Origin of the sequence: Rothia sp. ZJ1223, assembly GCF_016900985.1 — a bacterium.
In the GTDB taxonomy this organism is placed as follows: Bacteria; Actinomycetota; Actinomycetes; order Actinomycetales; family Micrococcaceae; genus Rothia.
In genome coordinates, this window is record NZ_JAFEUT010000005.1 from 202068 (window position 1) to 223346 (window position 21279).

19 protein-coding genes, 1 tRNA gene and 1 riboswitch are annotated in these 21279 nt (G+C 52.8%); of the genes, 9 read left to right on the forward strand and 11 right to left on the reverse strand.

The annotated features are described in order from the left end of the window. Window positions 1-341: 341 nt before the first annotated feature. Window positions 342-1463: a VIT1/CCC1 family protein gene (locus tag JTP09_RS08360; protein ID WP_204877991.1), complete on the forward strand. Its 1122-nt coding sequence runs from the start codon at window positions 342-344 to the stop codon at window positions 1461-1463. A gap of 115 nt (window positions 1464-1578) precedes the next feature. Here the strand turns inward: JTP09_RS08360 and JTP09_RS08365 are convergent, their stop codons facing one another. After that, window positions 1579-3342, reverse strand: coding sequence for a choice-of-anchor M domain-containing protein (locus tag JTP09_RS08365; protein ID WP_204877992.1), 1764 nt, complete (start codon window positions 3340-3342; stop codon window positions 1579-1581). A 433-nt stretch (window positions 3343-3775) separates the two neighbouring features. Here JTP09_RS08365 and JTP09_RS08370 point away from each other — a divergent pair, with 433 nt between their 5' ends. Further along, window positions 3776-4555, forward strand: a complete 780-nt coding sequence (locus tag JTP09_RS08370) for a hypothetical protein (RefSeq protein ID WP_204877993.1) — start codon at window positions 3776-3778, stop codon at window positions 4553-4555. Between the two features lie 171 nt (window positions 4556-4726). Here JTP09_RS08370 and sucD read toward each other — a convergent pair whose 3' ends face one another. The 4 genes from sucD to JTP09_RS08390 all read right to left on the reverse strand — a co-directional run bounded on the left by sucD (window position 4727) and on the right by JTP09_RS08390 (window position 10240). Then, on the reverse strand, window positions 4727-5644 hold the full coding sequence (gene sucD / locus JTP09_RS08375) for a succinate--CoA ligase subunit alpha (RefSeq protein WP_204877994.1): 918 nt from the start codon (window positions 5642-5644) through the stop codon (window positions 4727-4729). 38 nt (window positions 5645-5682) lie between these two features. Further along, the gene (gene sucC, locus JTP09_RS08380) at window positions 5683-6849 is read right to left on the reverse strand and encodes an ADP-forming succinate--CoA ligase subunit beta (protein WP_204877995.1); all 1167 of its coding nucleotides are present in this window, start codon (window positions 6847-6849) and stop codon (window positions 5683-5685) included. 205 nt (window positions 6850-7054) lie between these two features. Next, the gene (locus JTP09_RS08385) at window positions 7055-7663 is read right to left on the reverse strand and encodes a hypothetical protein (protein WP_204877996.1); all 609 of its coding nucleotides are present in this window, start codon (window positions 7661-7663) and stop codon (window positions 7055-7057) included. 87 nt (window positions 7664-7750) lie between these two features. Then, window positions 7751-10240: a UvrD-helicase domain-containing protein gene (locus JTP09_RS08390; RefSeq protein WP_370592547.1), complete on the reverse strand. Its 2490-nt coding sequence runs from the start codon at window positions 10238-10240 to the stop codon at window positions 7751-7753. Window positions 10241-10481: 241 nt separating this feature from the next. On the opposite strand from JTP09_RS08390, the gene JTP09_RS08395 reads away from it, so the two are divergent. Further along, window positions 10482-11156: a hypothetical protein gene (locus tag JTP09_RS08395; protein WP_204877997.1), complete on the forward strand. Its 675-nt coding sequence runs from the start codon at window positions 10482-10484 to the stop codon at window positions 11154-11156. A 79-nt stretch (window positions 11157-11235) separates the two neighbouring features. On the opposite strand, the gene JTP09_RS08400 is transcribed toward JTP09_RS08395, so the two are convergent. Continuing rightward, window positions 11236-11308: transfer RNA gene (locus tag JTP09_RS08400), tRNA-Arg, on the reverse strand. A 179-nt stretch (window positions 11309-11487) separates the two neighbouring features. On the opposite strand from JTP09_RS08400, the gene JTP09_RS08405 reads away from it, so the two are divergent. Further along, on the forward strand, window positions 11488-12378 hold the full coding sequence (locus JTP09_RS08405; protein WP_204877998.1) for a DUF4031 domain-containing protein: 891 nt from the start codon (window positions 11488-11490) through the stop codon (window positions 12376-12378). A gap of 1 nt (window position 12379) precedes the next feature. Here JTP09_RS08405 and JTP09_RS08410 read toward each other — a convergent pair whose 3' ends face one another. The 3 genes from JTP09_RS08410 to JTP09_RS08420 all read right to left on the reverse strand — a co-directional run bounded on the left by JTP09_RS08410 (window position 12380) and on the right by JTP09_RS08420 (window position 14739). Beyond that, window positions 12380-12622: a hypothetical protein gene (locus JTP09_RS08410; protein WP_204877999.1), complete on the reverse strand. Its 243-nt coding sequence runs from the start codon at window positions 12620-12622 to the stop codon at window positions 12380-12382. Between the two features lie 207 nt (window positions 12623-12829). After that, complete coding sequence (locus JTP09_RS08415) at window positions 12830-13423, reverse strand: C40 family peptidase (RefSeq protein ID WP_204878000.1); 594 nt, start codon at window positions 13421-13423, stop codon at window positions 12830-12832. Between the two features lie 2 nt (window positions 13424-13425). Continuing rightward, window positions 13426-13596, reverse strand: a riboswitch (cyclic di-AMP (ydaO/yuaA leader). A gap of 450 nt (window positions 13597-14046) precedes the next feature. After that, window positions 14047-14739 (reverse strand): metal-dependent transcriptional regulator, encoded by a 693-nt coding sequence (locus JTP09_RS08420; protein ID WP_204878001.1) that lies wholly within the window; start codon window positions 14737-14739, stop codon window positions 14047-14049. A gap of 317 nt (window positions 14740-15056) precedes the next feature. On the opposite strand from JTP09_RS08420, the gene serC reads away from it, so the two are divergent. Next, on the forward strand, window positions 15057-16178 hold the full coding sequence (gene serC / locus JTP09_RS08425; protein ID WP_204878002.1) for a phosphoserine transaminase: 1122 nt from the start codon (window positions 15057-15059) through the stop codon (window positions 16176-16178). A gap of 143 nt (window positions 16179-16321) precedes the next feature. Here the strand turns inward: serC and JTP09_RS08430 are convergent, their stop codons facing one another. Further along, entirely contained in the window at window positions 16322-16852 is a 531-nt protein-coding gene (locus tag JTP09_RS08430; protein WP_204878003.1) for a DUF3027 domain-containing protein, read from the reverse strand. Window positions 16853-16963: 111 nt separating this feature from the next. Between JTP09_RS08430 and JTP09_RS08435 the strand changes: the two genes are divergently transcribed. From JTP09_RS08435 to JTP09_RS08450, 4 genes are all read left to right on the forward strand, one after another. Beyond that, complete coding sequence (locus JTP09_RS08435) at window positions 16964-17197, forward strand: hypothetical protein (protein WP_204878004.1); 234 nt, start codon at window positions 16964-16966, stop codon at window positions 17195-17197. 98 nt (window positions 17198-17295) lie between these two features. After that, window positions 17296-18000: a response regulator transcription factor gene (locus JTP09_RS08440; protein WP_370592542.1), complete on the forward strand. Its 705-nt coding sequence runs from the start codon at window positions 17296-17298 to the stop codon at window positions 17998-18000. A gap of 14 nt (window positions 18001-18014) precedes the next feature. Beyond that, window positions 18015-19469, forward strand: coding sequence for a cell wall metabolism sensor histidine kinase WalK (locus JTP09_RS08445; protein ID WP_204878005.1), 1455 nt, complete (start codon window positions 18015-18017; stop codon window positions 19467-19469). A gap of 283 nt (window positions 19470-19752) precedes the next feature. Next, window positions 19753-20043 (forward strand): WXG100 family type VII secretion target, encoded by a 291-nt coding sequence (locus JTP09_RS08450; RefSeq protein WP_204878006.1) that lies wholly within the window; start codon window positions 19753-19755, stop codon window positions 20041-20043. Between the two features lie 184 nt (window positions 20044-20227). Here the strand turns inward: JTP09_RS08450 and JTP09_RS08455 are convergent, their stop codons facing one another. After that, window positions 20228-21223, reverse strand: coding sequence for an RNase H family protein (locus JTP09_RS08455; RefSeq protein WP_204878007.1), 996 nt, complete (start codon window positions 21221-21223; stop codon window positions 20228-20230). Window positions 21224-21279: the final 56 nt, after the last annotated feature.

Genomic DNA, 21279 nt, shown 5'->3' on the forward strand with positions numbered 1-21279 from the left:
TCCCCTGAGTTTAAGATTGCCTTGATGGCATCGAACGCGAGAATTACCCCACGTTGAGGCTGTTTTGTGCTCCTCATTCTTTTATTTTGGAGCCAGCTTGTATTAGAGTGTTTTGGAGCGAAGGGGAGTAGCTCCCATCGGTAGCGTTATCTTGCCTAGCAGGTAGCGTAGCCTAAGCGGTTTATCGACATACTGGTTCGCACAAGCACCCGGTAAATCACCCGTTATGCATCAAGTATGCGGGCGAGCGAGACCTTCGGCGAGAAAGTATTTTCTTTAGCCGAGGTCTCTTTTTATTTTTAAGCTGAGATCGACGGCGCGAGTTTTTCAAGGAGCTTGCCATGACCGATGGTTCGCATATTCGCCAGCCTGTAGCTAACCCCAGCAAGGCGCAGATTCGCAGATGGAGACGTTACCTTGCCGAGGAAATCTCCGAGGCGCGTATTTACGCTACCTTAGCAGAGCGGGCTGAGGGAAAAGAGGCTGAAATCTTACGCGAAGTAGCCCAGGCCGAATTTCGTCACCAGGACCATTGGCGTACCCTGCTGGGCGTACATGCTAGCCCGGAGCCTCGCCCAGCAGTTTCCGCCCGCTTCTTAGAGCTGCTGGCGAGGAAGTTTGGTTCGGTCTTTGTGTTGGCTCTAGCCCAACGCGCTGAAGGGCGTTCCCCCTATGCTAACGATTCTGATGCGACCGAAGCCATGGCCGCTGATGAAGCCATCCATGAAGAGATTATCCGTGCCCTTTCTATTCAGGGGCGAGAAAAGCTCTCCGGCAACTTCCGCGCAGCGGTTTTTGGTGCGAATGATGGCTTGGTTTCTAATGCAGCTCTTATTATGGGTGTGGGGGCCAGCGGTGTCGACAGCTCCTTAATTCTCTTATCGGGTATTGCAGGTCTGTTGGCTGGGGCTTTCTCAATGGCTGCTGGGGAGTTTGTTTCGGTGCGCTCCCAACGTGAGCTTCTCGATGCTTCTCGCCCCACTCAGGTGACTCTCGATGTTGCTCGGCACCTTGATATCGAGCAAAACGAGCTGAAACTTATTTATAAGGCACGCGGTATGAGCGAGGAAGCTGCCGAGCACCGAGCTATGGAACGGTTGGGGCACTTTACATGCGACTGTGACCCCTCATTTTCGTTTCGGCCGGGCACCGAAAATAAGCATGAAATCAACTCCCATAGCGTACTTGGGAGCGATGTGGGGACAGCCGCCTCCAGCTTCTCTTTCTTCGCCACTGGCGCCTTTATTCCGATTCTCCCCTATCTACTGGGTTTCTCCGGTATGTTAGCCGCGGTAGTCTCGATGGTGCTAGTTGGCATTGCTCTGTTGATTACTGGCGGAATAGTTGGTCTACTCGCTGGGGCTTCTCCGCTCAAGAGAGGCGGTCGTCAGCTAGCCATCGGTTACGGTGCAGCTCTAATGACTTTCTTTTTGGGCTTCATCTTTAATACCGCCATCCTATAAATCCCAACCGTCGGCTTTGCTATGGCCAAGGAAACCTTTATGCGGTGTGCTCGAGGCACATTCTCTGTACACAAGGCACACCGCATAAGCTGATTTCTCTAATATTTCCTTGGTTTTACCTGAGACGGCGGTAACGTACGAGGAGGAAACCAGCAAGACTCAGCAAGAGACCGATAATCAGAATTAGCATGACGCCGTTGGGCCCAGTGTGAGCCAGCAAAGTGCTGTGCGAGGGAGCCTTCGAAGAGATAAAAGCGTGAGCTGAGGACGCCGATGAGTCAGCTGTGGCACCTCGAACCCCAGCATTCTCCTCCCCCTGGGTTTTGGATGTAGGCTGCGGATCCGCAACTGGAACAGTTGAACTCACAACAGCTGGGGGAGCAACTTTCACCCCAGCAGATTCGGTAGGCTGAGCTGGTGCGGGTTTGATTACTGACGGACTCGATGTTCCAGGCAGAGGCACCTCCATAGAAGTACCTTCTGGGTCTTCTGATGCCGTAGCGCTGGTAACCTCTGAACCCACTTCAAAGGTGTAGATACCGGTATTGGAAGTAATCGCAGGACCTCCCCCGACAGGTGTACCCTGAGCACGAACTTTGACCGTATATACCCCAGGCTCGGTGAAAAGCCAATTAGTATGCACATGGCTGGGTAGGTTTTGGTGAATCACAGAGCCACTCATCATCTCGTAGCCCCCGTGGGTAAATGGTGATGTTAGACCGCTAAAGAGAGATGTTTGGAAGAGAAGAATACGCCCAGGGCCGGTGACCTCGAGGAATTTAAAATCGATCGCTGAGTACTCAGGAGCGACTGCCGAGGTATCCCAGCCCATGAAGGGCAGGGTTCGCTGCGAGGTGCCGTTTTCACTAATAAAGTATCCCTTCGAAGCTAGCTGCTGGGCTCGTGAGGCAGGGAGTTCGGTAAGAGCCGACTTATCGATCTTCACCTTCACACTTTCGGGGGTACGGTAGCTAATTCCGCTTCCGGTATCGTCCTTAACTGCTAGTTCGAGCATGCTCCCGCGGGCAGTAACATTGAAAAGATCGATGTGACCGTTACTAATAACACGAGGCTCGGTAACAAGGGTGTGAGGCTGAGGTTGTGCGGAGTCATCCATCGTATTTGGTGGGTCGCTAGGACTTGAGGATTCCGTTGGATGAGGAGTAGGCGGGCTAGGCACTGGGTCTTCACTAGGGGAAGACGAGGGGAGGTCCTGACGTGCGTCCTGCGCGTTCTTCTCTACCTTAAATATTTCAGTAAAAGGCTCGGAGCGTAGCTCTTGCCCGTCTTGAGTGACGCCCACAGCATGGCCGGTGAGTGTATAGGTTCCTGCACGCTCAAAATACCAGTGAGCGTGGGTATGCCCCAGAATCGGTAGGCTAGTGCCGGGTTCGATGTAGTACTTGCCATCGGCAAGGACGGGGAGGATAGCGTACTCGTCATCTTCAGACAGCGGGTCGTTCCCAAACAGAGCGACAGGGCTTGGACCTGTGACAGAGGTAAACTCGATGCGGATCGATTCAAACCCATTATCCGCGAATCCGGGAGCACTCCAGCCCGGCTCGAAATATCCATTGGCATTGAAGCTGGCAGTGTAGTATCCTTCGGCGCTGCTGCGGCTTAGGTTTTTGAAATTATAGTCGGTTCCGTAGGTGGAGTTATCGATGAGAAAGAACACTGAGTTGGGGTCATAGAGGTCGTTGCGGATTCCATTGGCAACCTTAACCACTGGAGTTCCCGAGTCAGTAACTACGTAAAAACTGTCAGTATGACCTTTGCTAATTTCGGTTCGGGGTTCAGAGGCCTGAGTCAAAGGCAGGTAAAGGGTTGCCAACAGTAATGTCAGCAAGGCCACCAGACTCCTGCGTAGTGAGCGCATGCTTATTCCTTTGTCACGGTAGATAGTTAGATAAACGAGATGCTTATCAGCATTATTTAAATGATAATCATTATCATTAATAGTTTCGCATACACCCCCCGTAAAGCAAACCAGTAAAATCACCCGAGTTTCTTCGACTTCAAATTCGCCCCCCCTACAAACAAACAATCCCAGACCATCCATCGCACGAACATCAAGCAAATTTTAGCTTCACCTCACTTTCGAGGAAGACAGAAGGCGGTGCCACAATTCACATCTTGAGCACCGGTCAAACTTTCAATCCAACAGCGCAAACATGCTAGAGTAGCTTAGAATTAGAATTTTTGAGATCTTAATAAATCTAACTGCATCTCTAAAATTAAAATCTAAAAGCCGACGCGACTCCATGAAATTCAAAAATCTTCGCGCGGTTATCATCGTTCAAAGGAAAATAATGAACAAGATTTCACGTCGATCCCTAGCCAAGGGTGCCGCTTGGGCAGCTCCCGTAATCATCTCAGCTACAGCCGTTCCTGCCTACGCTGCTAGTCAGCTCTGCACAAACGCTTCTACCACCAGCATCACTTGGACCAACTTCGTTCGTAGCACGCCTGCATCCTCACAGGGCAGCACCAGCCACTCAGGTAGCGTTGTAACCAACGATGGTCAGGCGGTTCTCACCATTAACCATGTCTCTTCAACTGGTCCCTCACTCTCCGGCGCTCAAAATCTGATGACCAAGAAGAGTCAAAGCATTCCTTTTCCCACGTACTCCGGATTGTCAGACTACCTCTTCGTCCAATCGCTAGCGAAAGGTTCCGGGGGCTACACTGGAGGCAGCCAGAAATCCACCATGACCATGAGCTTCTCAACCCCAGTCACCGGCTTCTCTTTTGTCATCGGTGACATTGACCAGGGCGGTAGCTGGCAGGACGTTTATACCGTCAAGTCCTCCCTGATGGGAGAAGCAACTTCTGCCCCTATGGTTACTGGCGATGCTGATATTTCCACGAATGGCGACACCACCTCATTCAGCGCCAAGAAGACTAACGTAGATTTAAAGCCTACTTCTACAGCGGGTACTGTTACCCTAACATTCCCCGAACCTATCGACACCATTACCCTCACATGGGCTAACGGTGGCAACCGTACTGGTGGTCAGAACTTCGTTATCGGTGGCAAAACCACCTTAAGTGTCTGTTCAACCCCAACTTCAACCTCAGCGACATCCTAATCTAACCTGTAAGGCATAGACAGGTGGGGGCTGACCAGTGAACTGGTCAGCCCCCACCTTGTTGACTATTTCATCTATCCTATTTTTAACACATAAGTATCAGCTGAGATAAAACCAAGACTCCTGGGGGCATATGACCCCAGGAGTCTAGCGGCTTAAGACCAAACTAATTTACTTTGTAGCGAAGATTTCGCGCATCAGCTGGGCGGTCTCTGAGGGGGTCTTACCGACCCTCACACCAGCAGCCTCAAGAGCCTCTTTCTTCGCCTGAGCAGTACCTGATGAACCCGAGACAATAGCGCCTGCATGCCCCATAGTCTTACCCTCAGGAGCAGTAAAGCCTGCGACGTAGCCAACAACAGGCTTAGTCACGTTCGCCTTAATAAAATCAGCAGCACGTTCCTCAGCGTCGCCACCAATCTCACCAATCATCACAATCGCTTCGGTCTCGGGGTCAGCCTCAAAAGCCTCCAGAGCGTCAATGTGAGTGGTACCGATGACGGGATCACCGCCAATACCAATGGCGGTAGTGAATCCGATATCGCGCAGTTCAAACATCATCTGGTAAGTCAGAGTACCCGACTTTGAAACCAGACCGATCTTGCCCTTACCTGTGATGTCACCGGGGGTGATGCCTACGTTGGCTTCACCGGGGGTGATGATACCGGGGCAGTTAGGGCCAATAATGCGGGTAATCTGCTTGCCATCAGCATCAACCTTTGACTTAGCGTGTGCCCAGAACTCAGCTGAATCCTGAACAGGGATACCCTCGGTAATGACAACAACCAGAGGAACTTCAGCGTCGATAGCCTCGATGACTGCGTCCTTGGTGAATGCCGGGGGCACGAAAACAATGGAGACGTCAGCGCCAGTCTTCTCAACTGCCTCAGCAACTGAGCCGAATACGTTGAGTTCAACCTGCTCGCCGTCCTTGTTGGTGTGGGTAACGGTGGTGCCAGCTTTACGGGCGTTCACACCGCCCACGATATTGGTTCCGTAAGCGAGCATACGCGCGGTGTGCTTTGAGCCTTCGCCGCCGGTAATACCCTGAACGATGACCTTTGAGTCTTTGTTCAAAAAGATAGACATAGTTTTAACCTTCTTTAAGATTCTTCTATACTGCGAATTTAGGCGGTATGAGCCAGTTCAGCTGCCTTGTCAGCACCTGAATCCATGGTCTCTGCCTGGTATACCAGCGGATGGTTAGCTTCGTTGAGGATGCGGCGACCTTCTTCAACGTTGTTACCGTCAAGGCGAACAACGAGGGGCTTAGTTGCCTTATCGCCGAGGATTTCAAGGGCCTTTACGATGCCGTTTGCAACAGCGTCACACGCGGTAATGCCGCCGAAGACATTGACGAATACAGACTTGACCTGCTCATCGTTGAGAATGATGTCAAGACCTGCTGCCATGACCTCAGCGGACGCACCGCCACCGATGTCGAGGAAGTTAGCGGGCTTCACGTTGCCATGGTTTTCGCCAGCATAAGCAACAACGTCCAGGGTTGACATGACAAGACCAGCGCCGTTACCGATGATGCCGACTTCACCGTCGAGCTTCACGTAGTTAAGGTCGTTTTCTTTAGCCTTAGCTTCCAGCGGGTTTTCTGCTGACTTATCAACCAGTGACTCGTGGTCTGGCTGGCGGAACTCAGCGTTGTCGTCCAATGAGACCTTGCCGTCAAGAGCAAGAATCTTACCATCGCCAGTCTTTACCAGCGGGTTAACCTCAACGAGGGTCGCGTCTTCCTTGTCGTAGACCTCGCCCAGCTTCACGAGAACAGCAGCAACATCGTCCTGGAGTTCAGCGGGGAAGCCAGCTGCTTCGACGATTTCCTTCGCCTTAGCCTCGTTCAGCCCTTCAGCGGGGTTGACCTCAACCTTAGCAAGCGCTTCGGGGCGCTCGGCAGCGAGGGTTTCGATATCCATACCGCCCTCAACCGAGCACATCGCCAAGTAGGTGCGGTTAGCGCGGTCCAGCAGAATGGAGAAGTAGTACTCTTCAGCAATGTCAGCGCCCTGGGCGATCATGACGCGCTCTACGGTGTGACCCTTAATGTCCATACCGAGAATCTGCTGTGCGTACTCAAAAGCCTCATCAGCGGTCTTAGCGACTTTCACGCCGCCAGCCTTACCGCGTCCGCCTACCTTAACCTGAGCCTTGACAACGGTGACGCCGCCAATCTTCTCAGCAGCAGCTTTAGCTTCTTCAGGGGTGGTAGCCACGATGCCCTGAAGCACGGGAACGCCGTGCTTCTCAAAAAGGTCGCGTGCCTGGTATTCAAACAGGTCCACAGGGGTATCCTTCTTCTTCGAAGTCTCAGCCCGGTAACACTCAAAGCACCGGGCTCTTACCTTGAGAACAATCTGCGCTCACGGCCCTGGCAAGAGAGCTAAAGAACAGAGAGTCCCGCTACTTTCAACTGTAACCGATATGAGCGAAAACACCCTAACGCATCAAGAAACAAGCGAGCAAAAAAATGCATAAATTACTGGCTGTTTACGCCCGGTGTTCGCTAATGGCATCAAGAATATTGATGACGAACGGGGCAGTATCAGAAGCTCGGGGAATCATCAGGTACTCCTCCTCAGCGATCTTCCACAGCATCAACTCTGCGTCCTCAACCATCACACGGAACGCCATACCCGGCGCGAAATACTTGGGCTTATTTTCAAAGAGCACGTTATCCGCCAAAATACGAGCAGCATCGGGGCCGCTGAGGTTAATCACCGCGCGGTTCACCGACACATTGAGCACCAGCCCATCATCGTGCGCCAGCGCCGCCTCAAGAGCACGCCCCAGCTTAATCTGATCAACTCGCGTCACAATCAAAAAGACATTCTCACGGTTGAACAAGTTAGCCACAATCTGACGGGTACCGTACAGCACTTCCCTACCCGTCATGTCACCGGTAACTTCGCCCTCCCACCGGGGGAACTTAGCGCCCAAGACCTTCTCCATACGCTGGGCAGCAGCCGAATCCGGGTCAATCTCAATACGGAATAAGGTCAAATCGGTAAGGTCGGTCATCTGAAACCGGGTATCAGTCACCGCATCCATCACCTCGGTAAATTCTTCTGCCGGTGAGGCTACTGCGTCCTCTTGCATTTTCTACTTTCATTACTAAAACTTGTAAGCGCCGGGTGCGCTCACTCTTTATCATAAGGTTACTTTTGAGAAGCGTTGAGTACCCGCTTACAGCTTGGTCAGAGGCGCATAACGCAGCATGAGACGCTTCTCCTCGCCCGCAAAACGCACCTTAGCCACCGTTTTATCGCCAGAGCCCTCAACTGCGATAATGTTGCCCTCACCAAATTTCGCGTGCGAAACCTTATCGCCCACGGCAAGCAGGGGAATCTCTTTTTGAGGTTCCACACGGGAGACATTTTTGGCAGCGGCTTTCAAACCAGCAGCATCGGCTGTTGATGAACGCCCAAACCTCTCACGTTCAACACTCCCGTAAGAGGTCGCACTGCTAAAACGGTCAGAGTAAACGGGGCTACCGTAACCGCTATAGCTACTACCGCCCCACCCCGCGCCAGTGGATGCTCCCCCACGACGTTTCCAGTCAATGAGTTCCTGCGGAATCTCCTCAATGAAGGGAGAAGGCGGGTTATACTGACTCTTACCCCACATCGAACGCATCTCAGCGCGCGTAATGTAAAGACGTTCCATCGCGCGGGTAAGACCCACGTAGGCAAGACGGCGCTCCTCGCTCATCTCGCTATCATCAGTTAGTGCCCGCTGGTGCGGGAAAAGCCCGTGTTCCAAGCCGGTCAAAAAGACCACCGGGAACTCCAAGCCCTTAGCTGTATGCAGGGTCATCAAAGTGATAACACCCTGCGAGCGCGCCTGTTCTACCTCTTGAGCAATCTGGGCGGCGCTGGGTTCGTGACCATCAGCGTTGGCACCGGGCTTATGGGGAATCTGATCGGCATCGGCAACTAGAGCAACGTGCTCCAGAAAGTCAGGTAAGGACGCTCCCTCGTTGTCATTCTGGAAGTCGCGGACGGCATCCACCAGCTCCGAGAGGTTTTCTACGCGGGTCTCGTCCTGAATATCGTTAGATTCTCGCAGTGCCTGTAAGTAGCCAGTTTGTTCCAGCACGGCTTCAAGACAGGTTGCAGCGTCCTCGGTTTCTGCGATTTGCGCTAGGTCATCCATCAGCTGCACGAAAGCAGCAATTTTTTTGGAGCCTGCCGCGCCTAAGTCTTGAATATCGCCGGTGCGGCGGGCTGCCGCCATGAAAGAAATGCGCTCTCGTGACGCGAAGTCAGCAACCACAGACTCAGATTTAGCTCCGATGCCTCGCTTGGGTTCGTTAAGAACACGACGCACGTTGATATCGTCATCGGGGTTCACTAAAGCACGCAAGTAGGCAAGCGCGTCCTTGATTTCTTTGCGCTCGTAGAAGCGAGTGCCACCGACCACGCGGTAGGGCAGGCCAACTTTCATGAGGGCTTCTTCGAGGGTGCGCGATTGGGCATTGGTGCGGTAGAAAACCGCAATATCGCCGGGTGCCACGCCTTTTTCATCGCGTAGACGATCTACTTCTTGGGCGATAAAACGCGCCTCAAGATGCTCAGAGTCGGCAACGTAACCGGTGATTTTGGCGCCATCGCCCGATGCCGTCCACAGCTTCTTGGGGCGACGGTCTGTATTGCGCTCAATCACCGCGTTCGCGGCACTCAAAATGTTCTGAGTGGAGCGGTAGTTCTGCTCCAGCAAAATGGTACGTGCGTTTTTATAGTCGCTCTCAAAATCAGTGATATTTCGAATATCAGCGCCGCGGAAAGCATAAATTGACTGGTCAGAATCACCCACAACCGTCAGCTCAGCAGGGGGCAAAGCATCCGGGTAGGGTCCCTGCTCCTCAGTACGACGGTGGGCACCCACCAGTTCACGGACCAGGGCATACTGAGCGTGGTTGGTGTCCTGGTACTCATCCACCAAAATGTGGCGAAAACGCCTGCGATAATACTCAGCGACCTGCGGAAAAGCACGCAATAGGTACACCGTTTGGGCAATGAGATCATCAAAATCAAGGGAATTAGCTGCGCGCAACCGTGCAGTGTAATCGCTATAAACCTTTGAAATCGCGCTCTCATACGGGTTTGAAGGGCTCACCTGCATAGCGTACTGGTCAGCTGAAATCAGCTCATTCTTCAGACCAGAAATCTTGTTAGCAATAGCTCGCGGCGCGAACTTCTTAGGATCAAGATTGTGCTGCTTAGCAATCAGCGTCAGCAGACGCAAAGAATCCGCCGAATCGTAAATCGAGAAAGTAGTCTTGAGCCCCAGCGTCTTCGCTTCGCGGCGCAAAACGCGCACGCAGAAGGAGTGGAAGGTTGAAATCCACATGTGCTGCGCTCTGGGCCCAATCAGCTGCGCAATACGCTCGCGCATCTCCATGGCTGCCTTGTTAGTGAATGTGATTGCCAGAATCTGCCCCTGGTGGGCGCGTCCGGTCGCCAACAAATAAGCAATGCGGTGAGTCAATACACGGGTTTTGCCCGATCCAGCGCCCGCCACAATCAACAGGGGAGCATCTGCGTGAACCACTGCCTCATGCTGCTGCTCGTTCAACCCTTCCGTCAAACGCACTGCCATCGGAGAGCTTACCTCATACCTTGCAGGTGCAGCAGGCGCAAAACTGCTCCCACCCACCTGATAACTCGGAGGCATAAAATCATCATCTGCAGGCACAGCATCATAGTAGGGATCGAAAGGAGGTTCCTCCACTACCGGGGCGTCAGGACGCGACTGTTCATCAAGGGGCGTATTCTGCACCTTGGAGCGGGAAGTGGGCATAAAGTCATCATCAAACAAGTGATCCATGGTGCTTTAAGTGTAAACCGAAGATATATTCGATGCCGCCTCACCTCCACCTTGGGACAAACTTTCAGCAGACGGCATAATGGATGCTATGGGTCTTTCAAAAAGTCAGAAAAAGCGTCTCTACGGTGATAAAGCTCAGCTCGAAGCAACCACACCACCTACCCGCACCACAGCTAAGATGTCAGCAGCTGATTCTCGATACCGGCAGGGTGAACTCTACGCCGACCCTACCAAGTCCTCCTCAAACATGTACCTGGTGGTAGGTTTCATCGTCTCCTTCTCACTAATCGCCTACAACTATTTATGGGTACTCCCCCAGTTCTCACACTTCGCAGGCAACACTGTGCCAGAACTACTCTTCAGTTTTGGACGTGACGAGATAGAAGCATTCGCTGGCAGCACAGACCCCGATTACATCGCACAGTACGCCACCTACCACCTCTCGGCCGCCCTAATCGTGCCTTTTGTATGCTTATTGACCTGGACTGGCATGATCTTCGCTTCTCACCTTTCACTGCGCGAACGTTCCCTACACCTGACCCTGCCGGTACTCTTCGCAATTATCTACGGCACCGGCAACCTAGCGCTCAACGCTGCCCTCGCCAACCCCGCAGGCTCCGTGGTGGGCATCGCATCCGCACTCATCAGCGCCCGCTGGGCACTCTTCATCCTGCTCCTCGCCCAACTCGTCTACCTCTGCCTGCGACTAGTACGCGGCAAAGTAGACGCCTTCACCCGCGGAGAGCTACCAGAACAACAATAAGAAATACGTTTAGACTCTGCACGCAATGCCAAACTAAAAAACCCACCCGCTACAACAACGGGTGGGTTCTATGACAAAGTGCCCTTGACTGGATTCGAACCAGCGACACCCGCTTTAGGAGAGCGGTGCTCTATCCCCTGAGCTACAAAGGCATATTTATATATTGTATCCCCCACAACTAACGCTCAGGGGATTACTCGCTTACGCTCGCCCCTACACCCCAATTTTTATCTCCTCGCACGCTCGGAAAATTGACGTGCAGTTGAGCTACAAACACAAAGCTACTCCATTATATGCGGTACCCCGGACACACCCAAACTACACTTAACCCATGATTCTCATTGATCCGCCTGTTTGGCCCGCGCACGGCACTGTATTTTCGCATCTAGTGTCTGATGTGAGTCTTGATGAGTTGCACGATTTCGCGAAACGGCAGCATCTCTCATTGCGGGCTTTTGATATGGACCATTACGATATTCCCGCTGAACTGTACGACACCCTAATTACTGCTGGCGCTCGTAAGGTTACAGGTACTGAGCTGACCCGTGCGCTCATCCGCTCGGGGTTACGGGTGCCATTCAAAGAACGTCCTCACAAGATTCGTGGGACACTGCTCAAGATGTGGACGCAACGACTGCCCGAGTCTGTCGATATGGGTGAATACCTCCTTGATGCGTGGCAGGCTCCCGAACGTGCCTATCACAATAGCGCCCACCTGCTTGAGATGCTTACCCACCTTGAGGTGCTTCTTGATGAGGTTCCTCTTGAAATTTTTTTGGCGGCGTGGTTCCACAACATCATCTATACGGCAACTCCCGGTGCTGATAAACAGGCTTCAGCCGAAGCAGCCCGCGATATGCTGGCTCCTTTGGTTAAAAACAAGGTCCTCAGTGTTACTCAGTGGGATGTTTGTGCTCAACTGATTGAGATAACTGCAACCCACCGATTGGATGAGATAGAGAGTCTCACCTATAAGCAAGTAGGTGCTTTTCTTGATGCAGATATGGCGATTCTTGCCGCCGCTCGCCCTCGCTACCGCAGGTACTGTGCGGGGATTCGCGCTAAATATAGCGCCTACAGTGATACCGAGTTCAGAGCTGAACGCCGTGCTTTCCTGCAAGAGGCGTTAGAGCGACCATGCCTCTTTAGCACCGAAAAGGCGCGCAACCTCTGGGAAGAATCTGCGCGCCTGAACATACAAGAAGAACTAGAAAGCCTCTAAACTATTTACTTTTGCCGGTACTCTTGCTCTGCGAGCGTTTTTTGTAGAGCACTCGCGCAACAATTAGCCCGATGACGACGCCAATGCCACCGATAACTGACACCCACATTGCAGCGTGCCCCAGCGGAATTGACATGAGCAAACCGATGATGATGCCGGGGATCGCGCCGCCGAGCATACCGATTGCCATGTACTTAAATTCTTCATCTGAACTTGAGGTGGGAGATTCAAATTGCGTAGCCATAACCTCTAGTCTAACGGTGTAAAAATTTTTGGGCATAAAAAATGCGGCCCGTAGCTGGTCGTTCTATGGGGCCGCATCCACCGATTATGATTTCGATGAGCAATTCCAACGCGGTTGAGGCGCAGAATAAATTTTATGAAGACAATATCAATGCTGGTTATTGACCAGTCAGCACTGAAGGAAACACATGAGTGCTCAGTCTATGGTTTAGAGACCTGCGTAGGTGTAGTAGCCGTCAACGGGCATGAAGCCGCCACCGTCTACTGAAGTTTCAAGAGTGCCCTGTGAGGGGTTGAGAGCTGAGATCATTTTGCCGTTGCCAACGTAGATGCCTACGTGTGCGTAGCCGTTGGTGAAGACGATGTCACCGGGCTGAGGGGTTGAGGTGGGAACCAGCTCGGTTGCCATGGTGTAGGTGTAAGCGGTCAGGTTGATGCCAGCCTGTGCGTATACCCATGAAACGAAACCTGAGCAGTCCCAAGTCTTGAAGGTTTTACCGCCCCATACGTATGAGCCGCCGAGACCGTTCTGAGCTGCCGCAAGGACTGTTGCACGTGTGCCTTCAACGTTTGCGATTTCAGCTGCGGGAGCTTCAACGGGTGCCTCGTAAGTGTATGTGTAACCCGAAATAACTTCCTGGTTGTTGTATGAGGTGTAGTTGGTGATTGAGGGAGCTGAGAAAGCGGTTGCTGCCTCTACGGGTGCTGCAATTGCGAATGCGTTTGCGGGAACGATTGAACCTGCAACTGCTGCGGTTGCCATTGCGATGATTGACGCGTTGCGTACAGTTTTTGAAGCCATTGTAGTTTTCCTCCAGTGCCGAACGAGGTGAGCTGTCGGGTTCGAGTAGGAAGTCACTCGGTCATCGGTGAAGATGACTTAACCCCTAGGTTCTCAACCTAAAGTTGGAACCAAAATTTGGTTCCCCCGCTTCTGCCGAGCAGTGATAAAAGTAAACTCCGATATGTGTGAACTGTGGCAGAACTAGGCGTTCAGTTCTCGGAGGTGCTATCCGACCAGTGATGAGCACGAGATAAGACATTACACAGCTTCTGAGCAATTGTCACGTTTTGGTCACGAAAATATATAGTTTTGATAGATTTCCGCTTGCAAGGTAAGGGGCGAGCCACCCAAAGAGATCTACCTAAAGCCGCATAAAAGTCGTTTCACTAGGCTTTTTACAATCGTCCTAAATTTTTTCCCCGCCCATCAGTACGGTTAAGAAAGCTTCGTCACGTAACCAAAAATCGTTACTTCAACACCCCGCAAACCTCACTAGAGGCCCCTTAAGGGCAGTCAAAGGTCACAAAAACCTTCAAAGGTAACGATTTGATAACGCCACTTACTAAGGGCAAAACAAAGGACGCGTGCCCCTGAGTACCAGGAACACACGTCCGCACCGAGTCCCGCCCGTGGCACTGTCCTTAGGAACGTTTTACAACGATTGCATCTGCTATTTCGTGGCTGAGCGTCAGAGCATCATCATGACCTACCGCTTTAACGCGGATGCCTTGACCCGTTGAAACCACAGAAACCTTAGCGCCGTAGACAATGCCGGCGTCAGTCAGCTTGCCCAAAAGATCGATATCGGTCTGCACAAACTCGGGCAAACGCGACACCACGAAAAGGTCAGATTCAGAGGAGTCTTTAGCTGCAATCGCCATAGATACCGTGCGAGAGTCGTTAACCTCGCTAACATCACCCAGCTCTTCCAAACCGGGAATCGCGTTACCGTAAGGTGAGAATTTTGGGTTATCTAGTAGCTCCAGCAGACGGCGTTCCACGCGTTCGCTCATGACGTGCTCCCAGCGGCAGGCTTCATCATGGATGTATTCCAGATCAAGACCAATCACATCAGCCAGCAGACGCTCAGCCAGACGGTGTTTACGCATCACCTCAACCGCTTTGCGGCGTCCTTCATCCGTCAGCTGCAAAGAACGGTTTTCGGCAACTTCAACCAATCCGTGACGTTCCATGCGAGCAACAGTCTGCGACACGGTAGGTCCAGAGTGCTCAAGACGCTCGGCAATACGAGCGCGCATGGGTGTAATGCCTTCTTCTTCAAGCTCAAGAATTGTGCGTAGATACATCTCGGTTGTATCAATTAAGTCCGCCACGCGCTCACCTTTTCCCGGTTCCTCACCGACCAGAACTGTAGGCCGGTTATCTTCTGTGATGAATAAATATCCTGTTATATCTCTAGTGTGCCATTATTTAGTGCTACCTAAACCCTGTTTTCGCGGGCAGAACAAAAAATGCTCCTCTTTTATGGCTCCTTTGGCCCGTGGGCTGTCTCAAATATCGAAAAATTCTTCGGGTTCGCTTCATAAGTCTTTGTTATCGCCACTCGCCCTGCACAATAGAAGTACATGTGGTCTTTGCCGTCCCCTCACGACGTTCCCAGTGCGTAGGCCACCAACGAAATGGAGTAAAAGTGACTGAGTTCCCAACTATTCCCGCTGATCTGCTGCCGGCAGATGGACGCTTCGGCGCGGGCCCTTCGAAAGTTCGTGCCGCGCAGGTGCAGGCTGTGGCGGATGCAGGTGCCAAGCTAATGGGGACATCCCATCGTCAGGCTCCCGTTAAAAATCTGGTGAGCGAGATTCGTGAAGGTTTAAAGACTTTCTACGGAGCACCCAGCGACTACGAAGTAATTTTGGGTAATGGCGGTGCGACATCCTTCTGGGATTCAGCGACGTTCGGTCTCGTAGAGTCCAAGGCTCAGCATCTTTCCTTCGGTGAGTTCGGTTCTAAATTCGCTTCAGCCACCAAGAATGCCCCTTTTTTGGAGGAATCTTCAATCATTACCGCTGAGCCCGGCACCCGCCCGGTAGCCCACGCTGAAGAGAGTGTGGATGTCTATGCCTGGCCCCACAACGAAACCTCAACCGGTGTTTTCGCTCCGGTGGCACGTCCTGGAGGTATTGACGACAAGGCGCTGATTCTTATTGATGCAACCAGTGCCGCAGGCGGCTTAGACGTTGATATTCGTGAATCAGATGTTTACTACTTCTCACCCCAGAAAAACTTCGCGTCAGACGGTGGTCTGTGGCTGGGTCTATTCTCCCCCGCCGCACTAGAGCGTGTTGAAAAGATTGGTGCATCGGATCGTTGGGTTCCCGATTCACTGTCACTGCCGACAGCCGTTGATAATTCTCTGAAAAATCAGACCTACAACACCCCTGCCCTGGCAACGCTGGTGATGCTCAACGAGCAAATTAAGTGGCTCAACGATAACGGCGGTCTGAGCTTCGCGACAGCCCGCACCGCTGACTCTGCTTCACGCGTGTACTCCTGGGCTGAACGCTCACCGTTTGCAACCCCCTTCGTGACTAACCCCGACGAGCGTTCCAACGTTATTACCACCATCGATTTCACCAAGGACGTCGATGCCGCCGCTATCGCCAAGACACTTCGCACTAACGGTCTTGTAGACACCGAGCCCTACCGCAAGCTGGGCCGCAACCAGCTACGCATCGCAACCTTCAGCGCCATCGACCCAGATGATGTATCAGCACTGCTGAACTGCATCGACTACGTGGTAGAAAACCTCTAAAAGCACACATCGCTAGCTTCTCCGACAGAGATACAAAAAAAGGGGGCGCGTCCGTAAAGAAAAAGTTTTTCTTCACGGATGCGCCCCTTGTAGATTCAACCACTCGCGCAAGCCGCTACGAACCCCAGCATTACGGTGTGAATTTAAAGCTCTTCATCAGCGTTTTCAAAAGAGTCTGTGAGTACATCTTCGACGTCCTCAGCATCCGTTACATCATCTGTTGCATCTTCGACCTCTGCATAGAAGTCGTCCTCGTGTTCCTGCGAGTCTTCAGGTAAAACGCGCTCAGACCACGGCAACCACTGGGGTGCCAGCAAAGCATCATCACCCGGCAACAAACCCACCTCACAGACCGTTACCTGCTTAGAACGCGGCACACGCGAAAGGGTCGCAAACCAGAACCAACCACGGTAACCGGGCATCGTACACTCAAACAGGTGGGTGCTCAAACGCTCCTCTTCACCGCGCATGTGGTACACCGATCCAATAGTGTTCTCGACCGTAATCTCAAGAATGCCACGCAAAGCCACATCCTTGGCATGAGCGATGATGTCATCGATTTTGGTGGTGCGACGGCGGTACACTTGCTCGCCCAAACTGGGTTGCTCATCGGCACCCTCCACCCGATCAAAGGGCGAGAGAGCTTCGGTGGTGGTCTGTGCATTTTCTGACATAGTTCTATTAAAGCCTGAAAACCGCACAAAGGTTTAACTTTTCTCTCTCAGAGTGAGAAGTAAAGCACGAAAAGTTCAAAATGCCGGTAAGCACCTTGCTAGGGTTATTACATGATGCACCACAAAGATTTACCCTACGCAAAGACCATTAGACTGCTCGGCAGTGTAGGGGCTGTATGCGCTATCATCGCCACGCTCAGCGGCCTTGCCATGCTGCTACTCACGTGGTCTACAGGCAACCCCTCGGAACTGCTCACGATGATTACACTCGTTCTTTTACCAGTTGCCTTCGTGCTGCTAATGGTTGCGATGGTTCTTCTGGTCTTGCAACGCAAAACCGTTTAGCGTGACAAGTCTTTACCCACCCAGCATGCGGTAAACCACCAGATTCCCTCAGACTTTATTCCAGCTAATTCACAGCTAAAAGGGAGAGTATAGGTAACGTGAAAAAGCAAACTGAAGCAAAACTCCTTGTTGTTGATGATGAACCAAACATTCTAGAACTTCTAGCGACCTCCCTGCGCTTTGCGGGGTTTGAGGTTGTTACTGCCTCCAACGGCCGTGAAGCCCTAGAGAAAGCTCAAACCGAGTCACCCGATTTAGCGGTGCTCGATGTCATGATGCCCGATATGGACGGCTTTACCGTCACCCGCAAACTCCGCGCGTCCGGACGTTTATTCCCTGTTCTTTTTCTCACCGCTAAAGATGACACCGAAGCCAAAGTAACCGGCTTGACGGTGGGCGGCGACGACTACGTGACTAAACCCTTTAGCTTAGACGAGGTAGTGGCACGTATTCGCGCTGTTTTGCGCCGCACTCAGCTTCACGAAGAGGAAGATTCCCGACTGCGCGTTGATGATCTGGTACTCGATGATGACGCCCACGAGGTCTTCCGTGGCGAGCGCGAGATTGACCTCTCCCCCACCGAGTTCAAACTGCTGCGCTATTTGATGCTCAACCCCAACCGGGTACTTTCAAAAGCGCAGATTCTGGATCATGTGTGGGAGTACGACTTCAACGGCGATGCCTCGATTGTGGAGTCTTACATTTCGTACCTGCGTCGCAAAATTGATAACGACCCCGAGGCAACGCCCCTCATTCACACGAAGCGCGGGGTCGGCTACCTGCTACGCACCGCTAAAAACTAGAAATTACAGCGCTGATGAAGAACCGCATCCTTCGTTCCCGGCTGGGTTCGCTCTCTTTGCGAACCCAGTTGGTTGTTTTAAGCTCGCTACTGATTGCTCTGGCTATCAGTGTGACAGCACTGGTGGCTATTAATGCTATGCGCAGTCAGCTGGCGAGTCAGCTTGATGATGAGATTCTTTCGAACTCTCGGGTGATTACAGGTAATCTCTTGCCTACCGAGGAGCGCACGATTGATACGACTCCGCGGCTTGCTTATACCGCGTATTTGCTGAACGCTGAGGGCAACGTGGTACACCAGTTTTCCACGGCTAACAGAGCAGATTCAGCCCCTGAGATTGGCCGCTGGAACAGGGAAGCGGTACTGAGATACACAGAGACGGGCTTTACTGTGCCCTCGATATCGGGGCATACCCAGTGGCGTATTATGCCGCTTTCTACTGACTCTGAAGAATACTCGGTGCTCATCGCCAGCCCGCTCACTCAGTCAAATGCCACGCTGGCTTTGGTGGGTACGCTTACTATCGCTTTTGGTATGGCGACGCTGTTTGCCGCTATTGCTATGAACTGGGTGTTGGTTACCCGCGCCTTCGAGCCCCTGGCCCGCGTAGAGCAGACAGCCGCCAAAATCGCGTCCGGCGATCTCTCACAGCGCATTACAAACTACAACCCCTACACGGAGTTGGGGCACCTCTCGACTTCTCTGAACCAGATGCTGGCGCATATTGAAGAGGCCTTTGATACGCGTAAGCACTCCGAAGAGAAGATGCGCCGGTTTGTGGGGGACGCCTCCCACGAGTTGCGCACTCCCCTGGTCAGTATTCGCGGGTATTCTGAGCTGTACCGTCACGGGGCTCTGCAAAACCCTGAAGACGTCGGCAAGGCCATGGCGCGTATTGAATCTGAGTCAAAGCGTATGGGGCAGCTGGTGGAAGATTTGCTGACGCTGGCACGCATCGATGAGCGCCGCGTCAACGAGAACACCGTAGTTGATTTGCTCAAGCTGGCCCAGGATGCCGCGGCGGACGCTTTTGCGACAGCACCGGAACGTGATGTTGAAGTGGTGGGCGTTCACGATCCTGACGAGGAGGCAGTGAGTGCCCCAGTCATGGGTGATGAATCCCGTCTGCGTCAGGTGGTTGCCAACCTCATGACCAACGCTATTCGCTACACTCCCGAGGGGACGCCCCTTGAAATCGCTGTGGGCGCCGAAAAGGACGCGCGCGGCAACCTTCTCTCAGTGCTCAAGGTGCGCGATCACGGACCGGGAATCCACGGTGAAGACCGAGAAAAAGTCTTTCAGCGCTTCTATCGGGCAGATACATCTAGGACGCGCGAGACCGGCGGAACGGGGCTGGGATTGGCTATTGTTGCCGCCATTATTGCCCAGCATGACGGATCTATCAGTATTGAAGATACAGCCGGCGGCGGCGCTACCTTCGTCATGAAGATACCGGCACATATCCCCTAAGTATCCACAGCCAAAATTGTGGACACACACCAACTGTGGACACACGAATCTGTGGGTAACCCCTTTTTAGCCTCAAAAGAGGCAGGGTTATCCACAGATTTTTCTTTTCAGTGGCGCGCGGTATTCACCTGCCTCTAGCGTAGAGACCAAGACGAAGCCGTAAGGTTCTTGCCCCCTCAATTCTTGAGCGGGCTGAGGGTGCAAGAGCCAGCGGCAGCGTCCTCACAAGGGGATCTCGCACGAACCCGCACTTTTTATAAACCACTATTTAGGAGTAACCACCATGGCACAGTTTGTTGTCGATTCAGATGTCATTGCAGCTAAAAGTGCTCAGGCACGTAGTTACGTTGAGTCCATTACCACCGAGGTGAACGGTATGACTGCCTCACTACAGGATTTGCAGAATTCGTGGACGGGTGCCGCATCGGTTAATTTTCAGGGCGTGCTGACCAACTGGCGAGCTACCCAGCGCCAGGTTGAAGAGGCTATCGCACAAATCAACGAAGCACTGAATAAGGCGGGTATCAACTACGCCGATACCGAATCAGCAAACGCGGCGATGTTCATCGGCTAACTAAGCACCCTCAATCGGTTTCATCAAGATCCCCGAGCTTTTGGCATGCTACGCGCGCTAAGGCTCGGGGGGGGGGGGCGATGTGGGGAGTGTGAAATGCGAAAAAGAAAGTTGCTGACCAACACAGCGCGCGCTGCACCAAAAGCACAGCGAAAGACAGTCTTTCAGACCGTGTAGCAGCAGTTTAGGCGGCGCTCTCCTGCCGGTGGCGCAGAACCCATGCACCGATTTCGTTGCGGTAGTTCTCGCGCGTCCAAAGGCTGGTGCGAATGACGTGCCCGCGCTTGGTAAAAACCCGGCTGGTAACCAGGGCGGTGTTTTCATTGAGAATAGTAGAACTCACCGTCTCGGGCTCCCCCTCCACCACAAAGGCGCGGTGGCGGTGGGCAATAACGTCCTGACGCGAAACAATAGCCCCGCGCGGGGTAATCCACACAAAATCGTCGGCTAAGAAAGAGTCAAGTTTACGCTCATCACTGAAATTCTCTTCACGTAGCAGTAGCTCTTCTTGGTGGCTGGCGAGACGCTCCGGTCCCATCTGCGCGACCTCGGCGCTGTGCTCTTCTTCAGCCTGAAGATCAGCAATATCAAGAGCATCACCGTTGAGGTAGGCAGTGGGGTGAGCTCGGCGTGACTCCTGCTCGCTCTTAGAACGCGGTTCAACGGTCTGAATTTTGCCGGTAAAGATACTCACCACATCAGCCCTAGAAAAACCAGGACCAGTCTTAGGTTCTTTACCTTTACTGAAAGCGGTCGCGGCAGCGTTGGCACGCGTGTCCGCCGCCTCGTTCAAAGGATGCCCCGAGTGCCCCTTAACCCATTCAAAGGTGAAGGTTCGCCCCTGCATCGCCTTATCCAACGCCTTCAGCAAATCCTGATTGAGAACGGGCTTACCGTCCGACTTCTTCCAGCCCTTTTTCTTCCAGCCGGGCATCCATTTGGTGAGGGAATCAATCACGTACTTACTATCACAAATCACCGTCAGAGGGCGCTGAGGGACGTGTGCCGTTGCCTCAAATAGGTCGAGCACCGCTTTGAGCTCGCCCATATTGTTGGTGCCGTGCTTCCAGCCGCCAGCAGCCCAGGTTTTCTCGTCAATATACCAAGCCCACCCGGCAGGACCGGGGTTGCCGAGGGCCGACCCGTCAGCAGCAGCGATGATTGGTGTGTGAGTTCCCATATGCCTAACATTAGCGAATAAGTACTCGTTTTATGTATTCGAGAACGTCGCCCCTT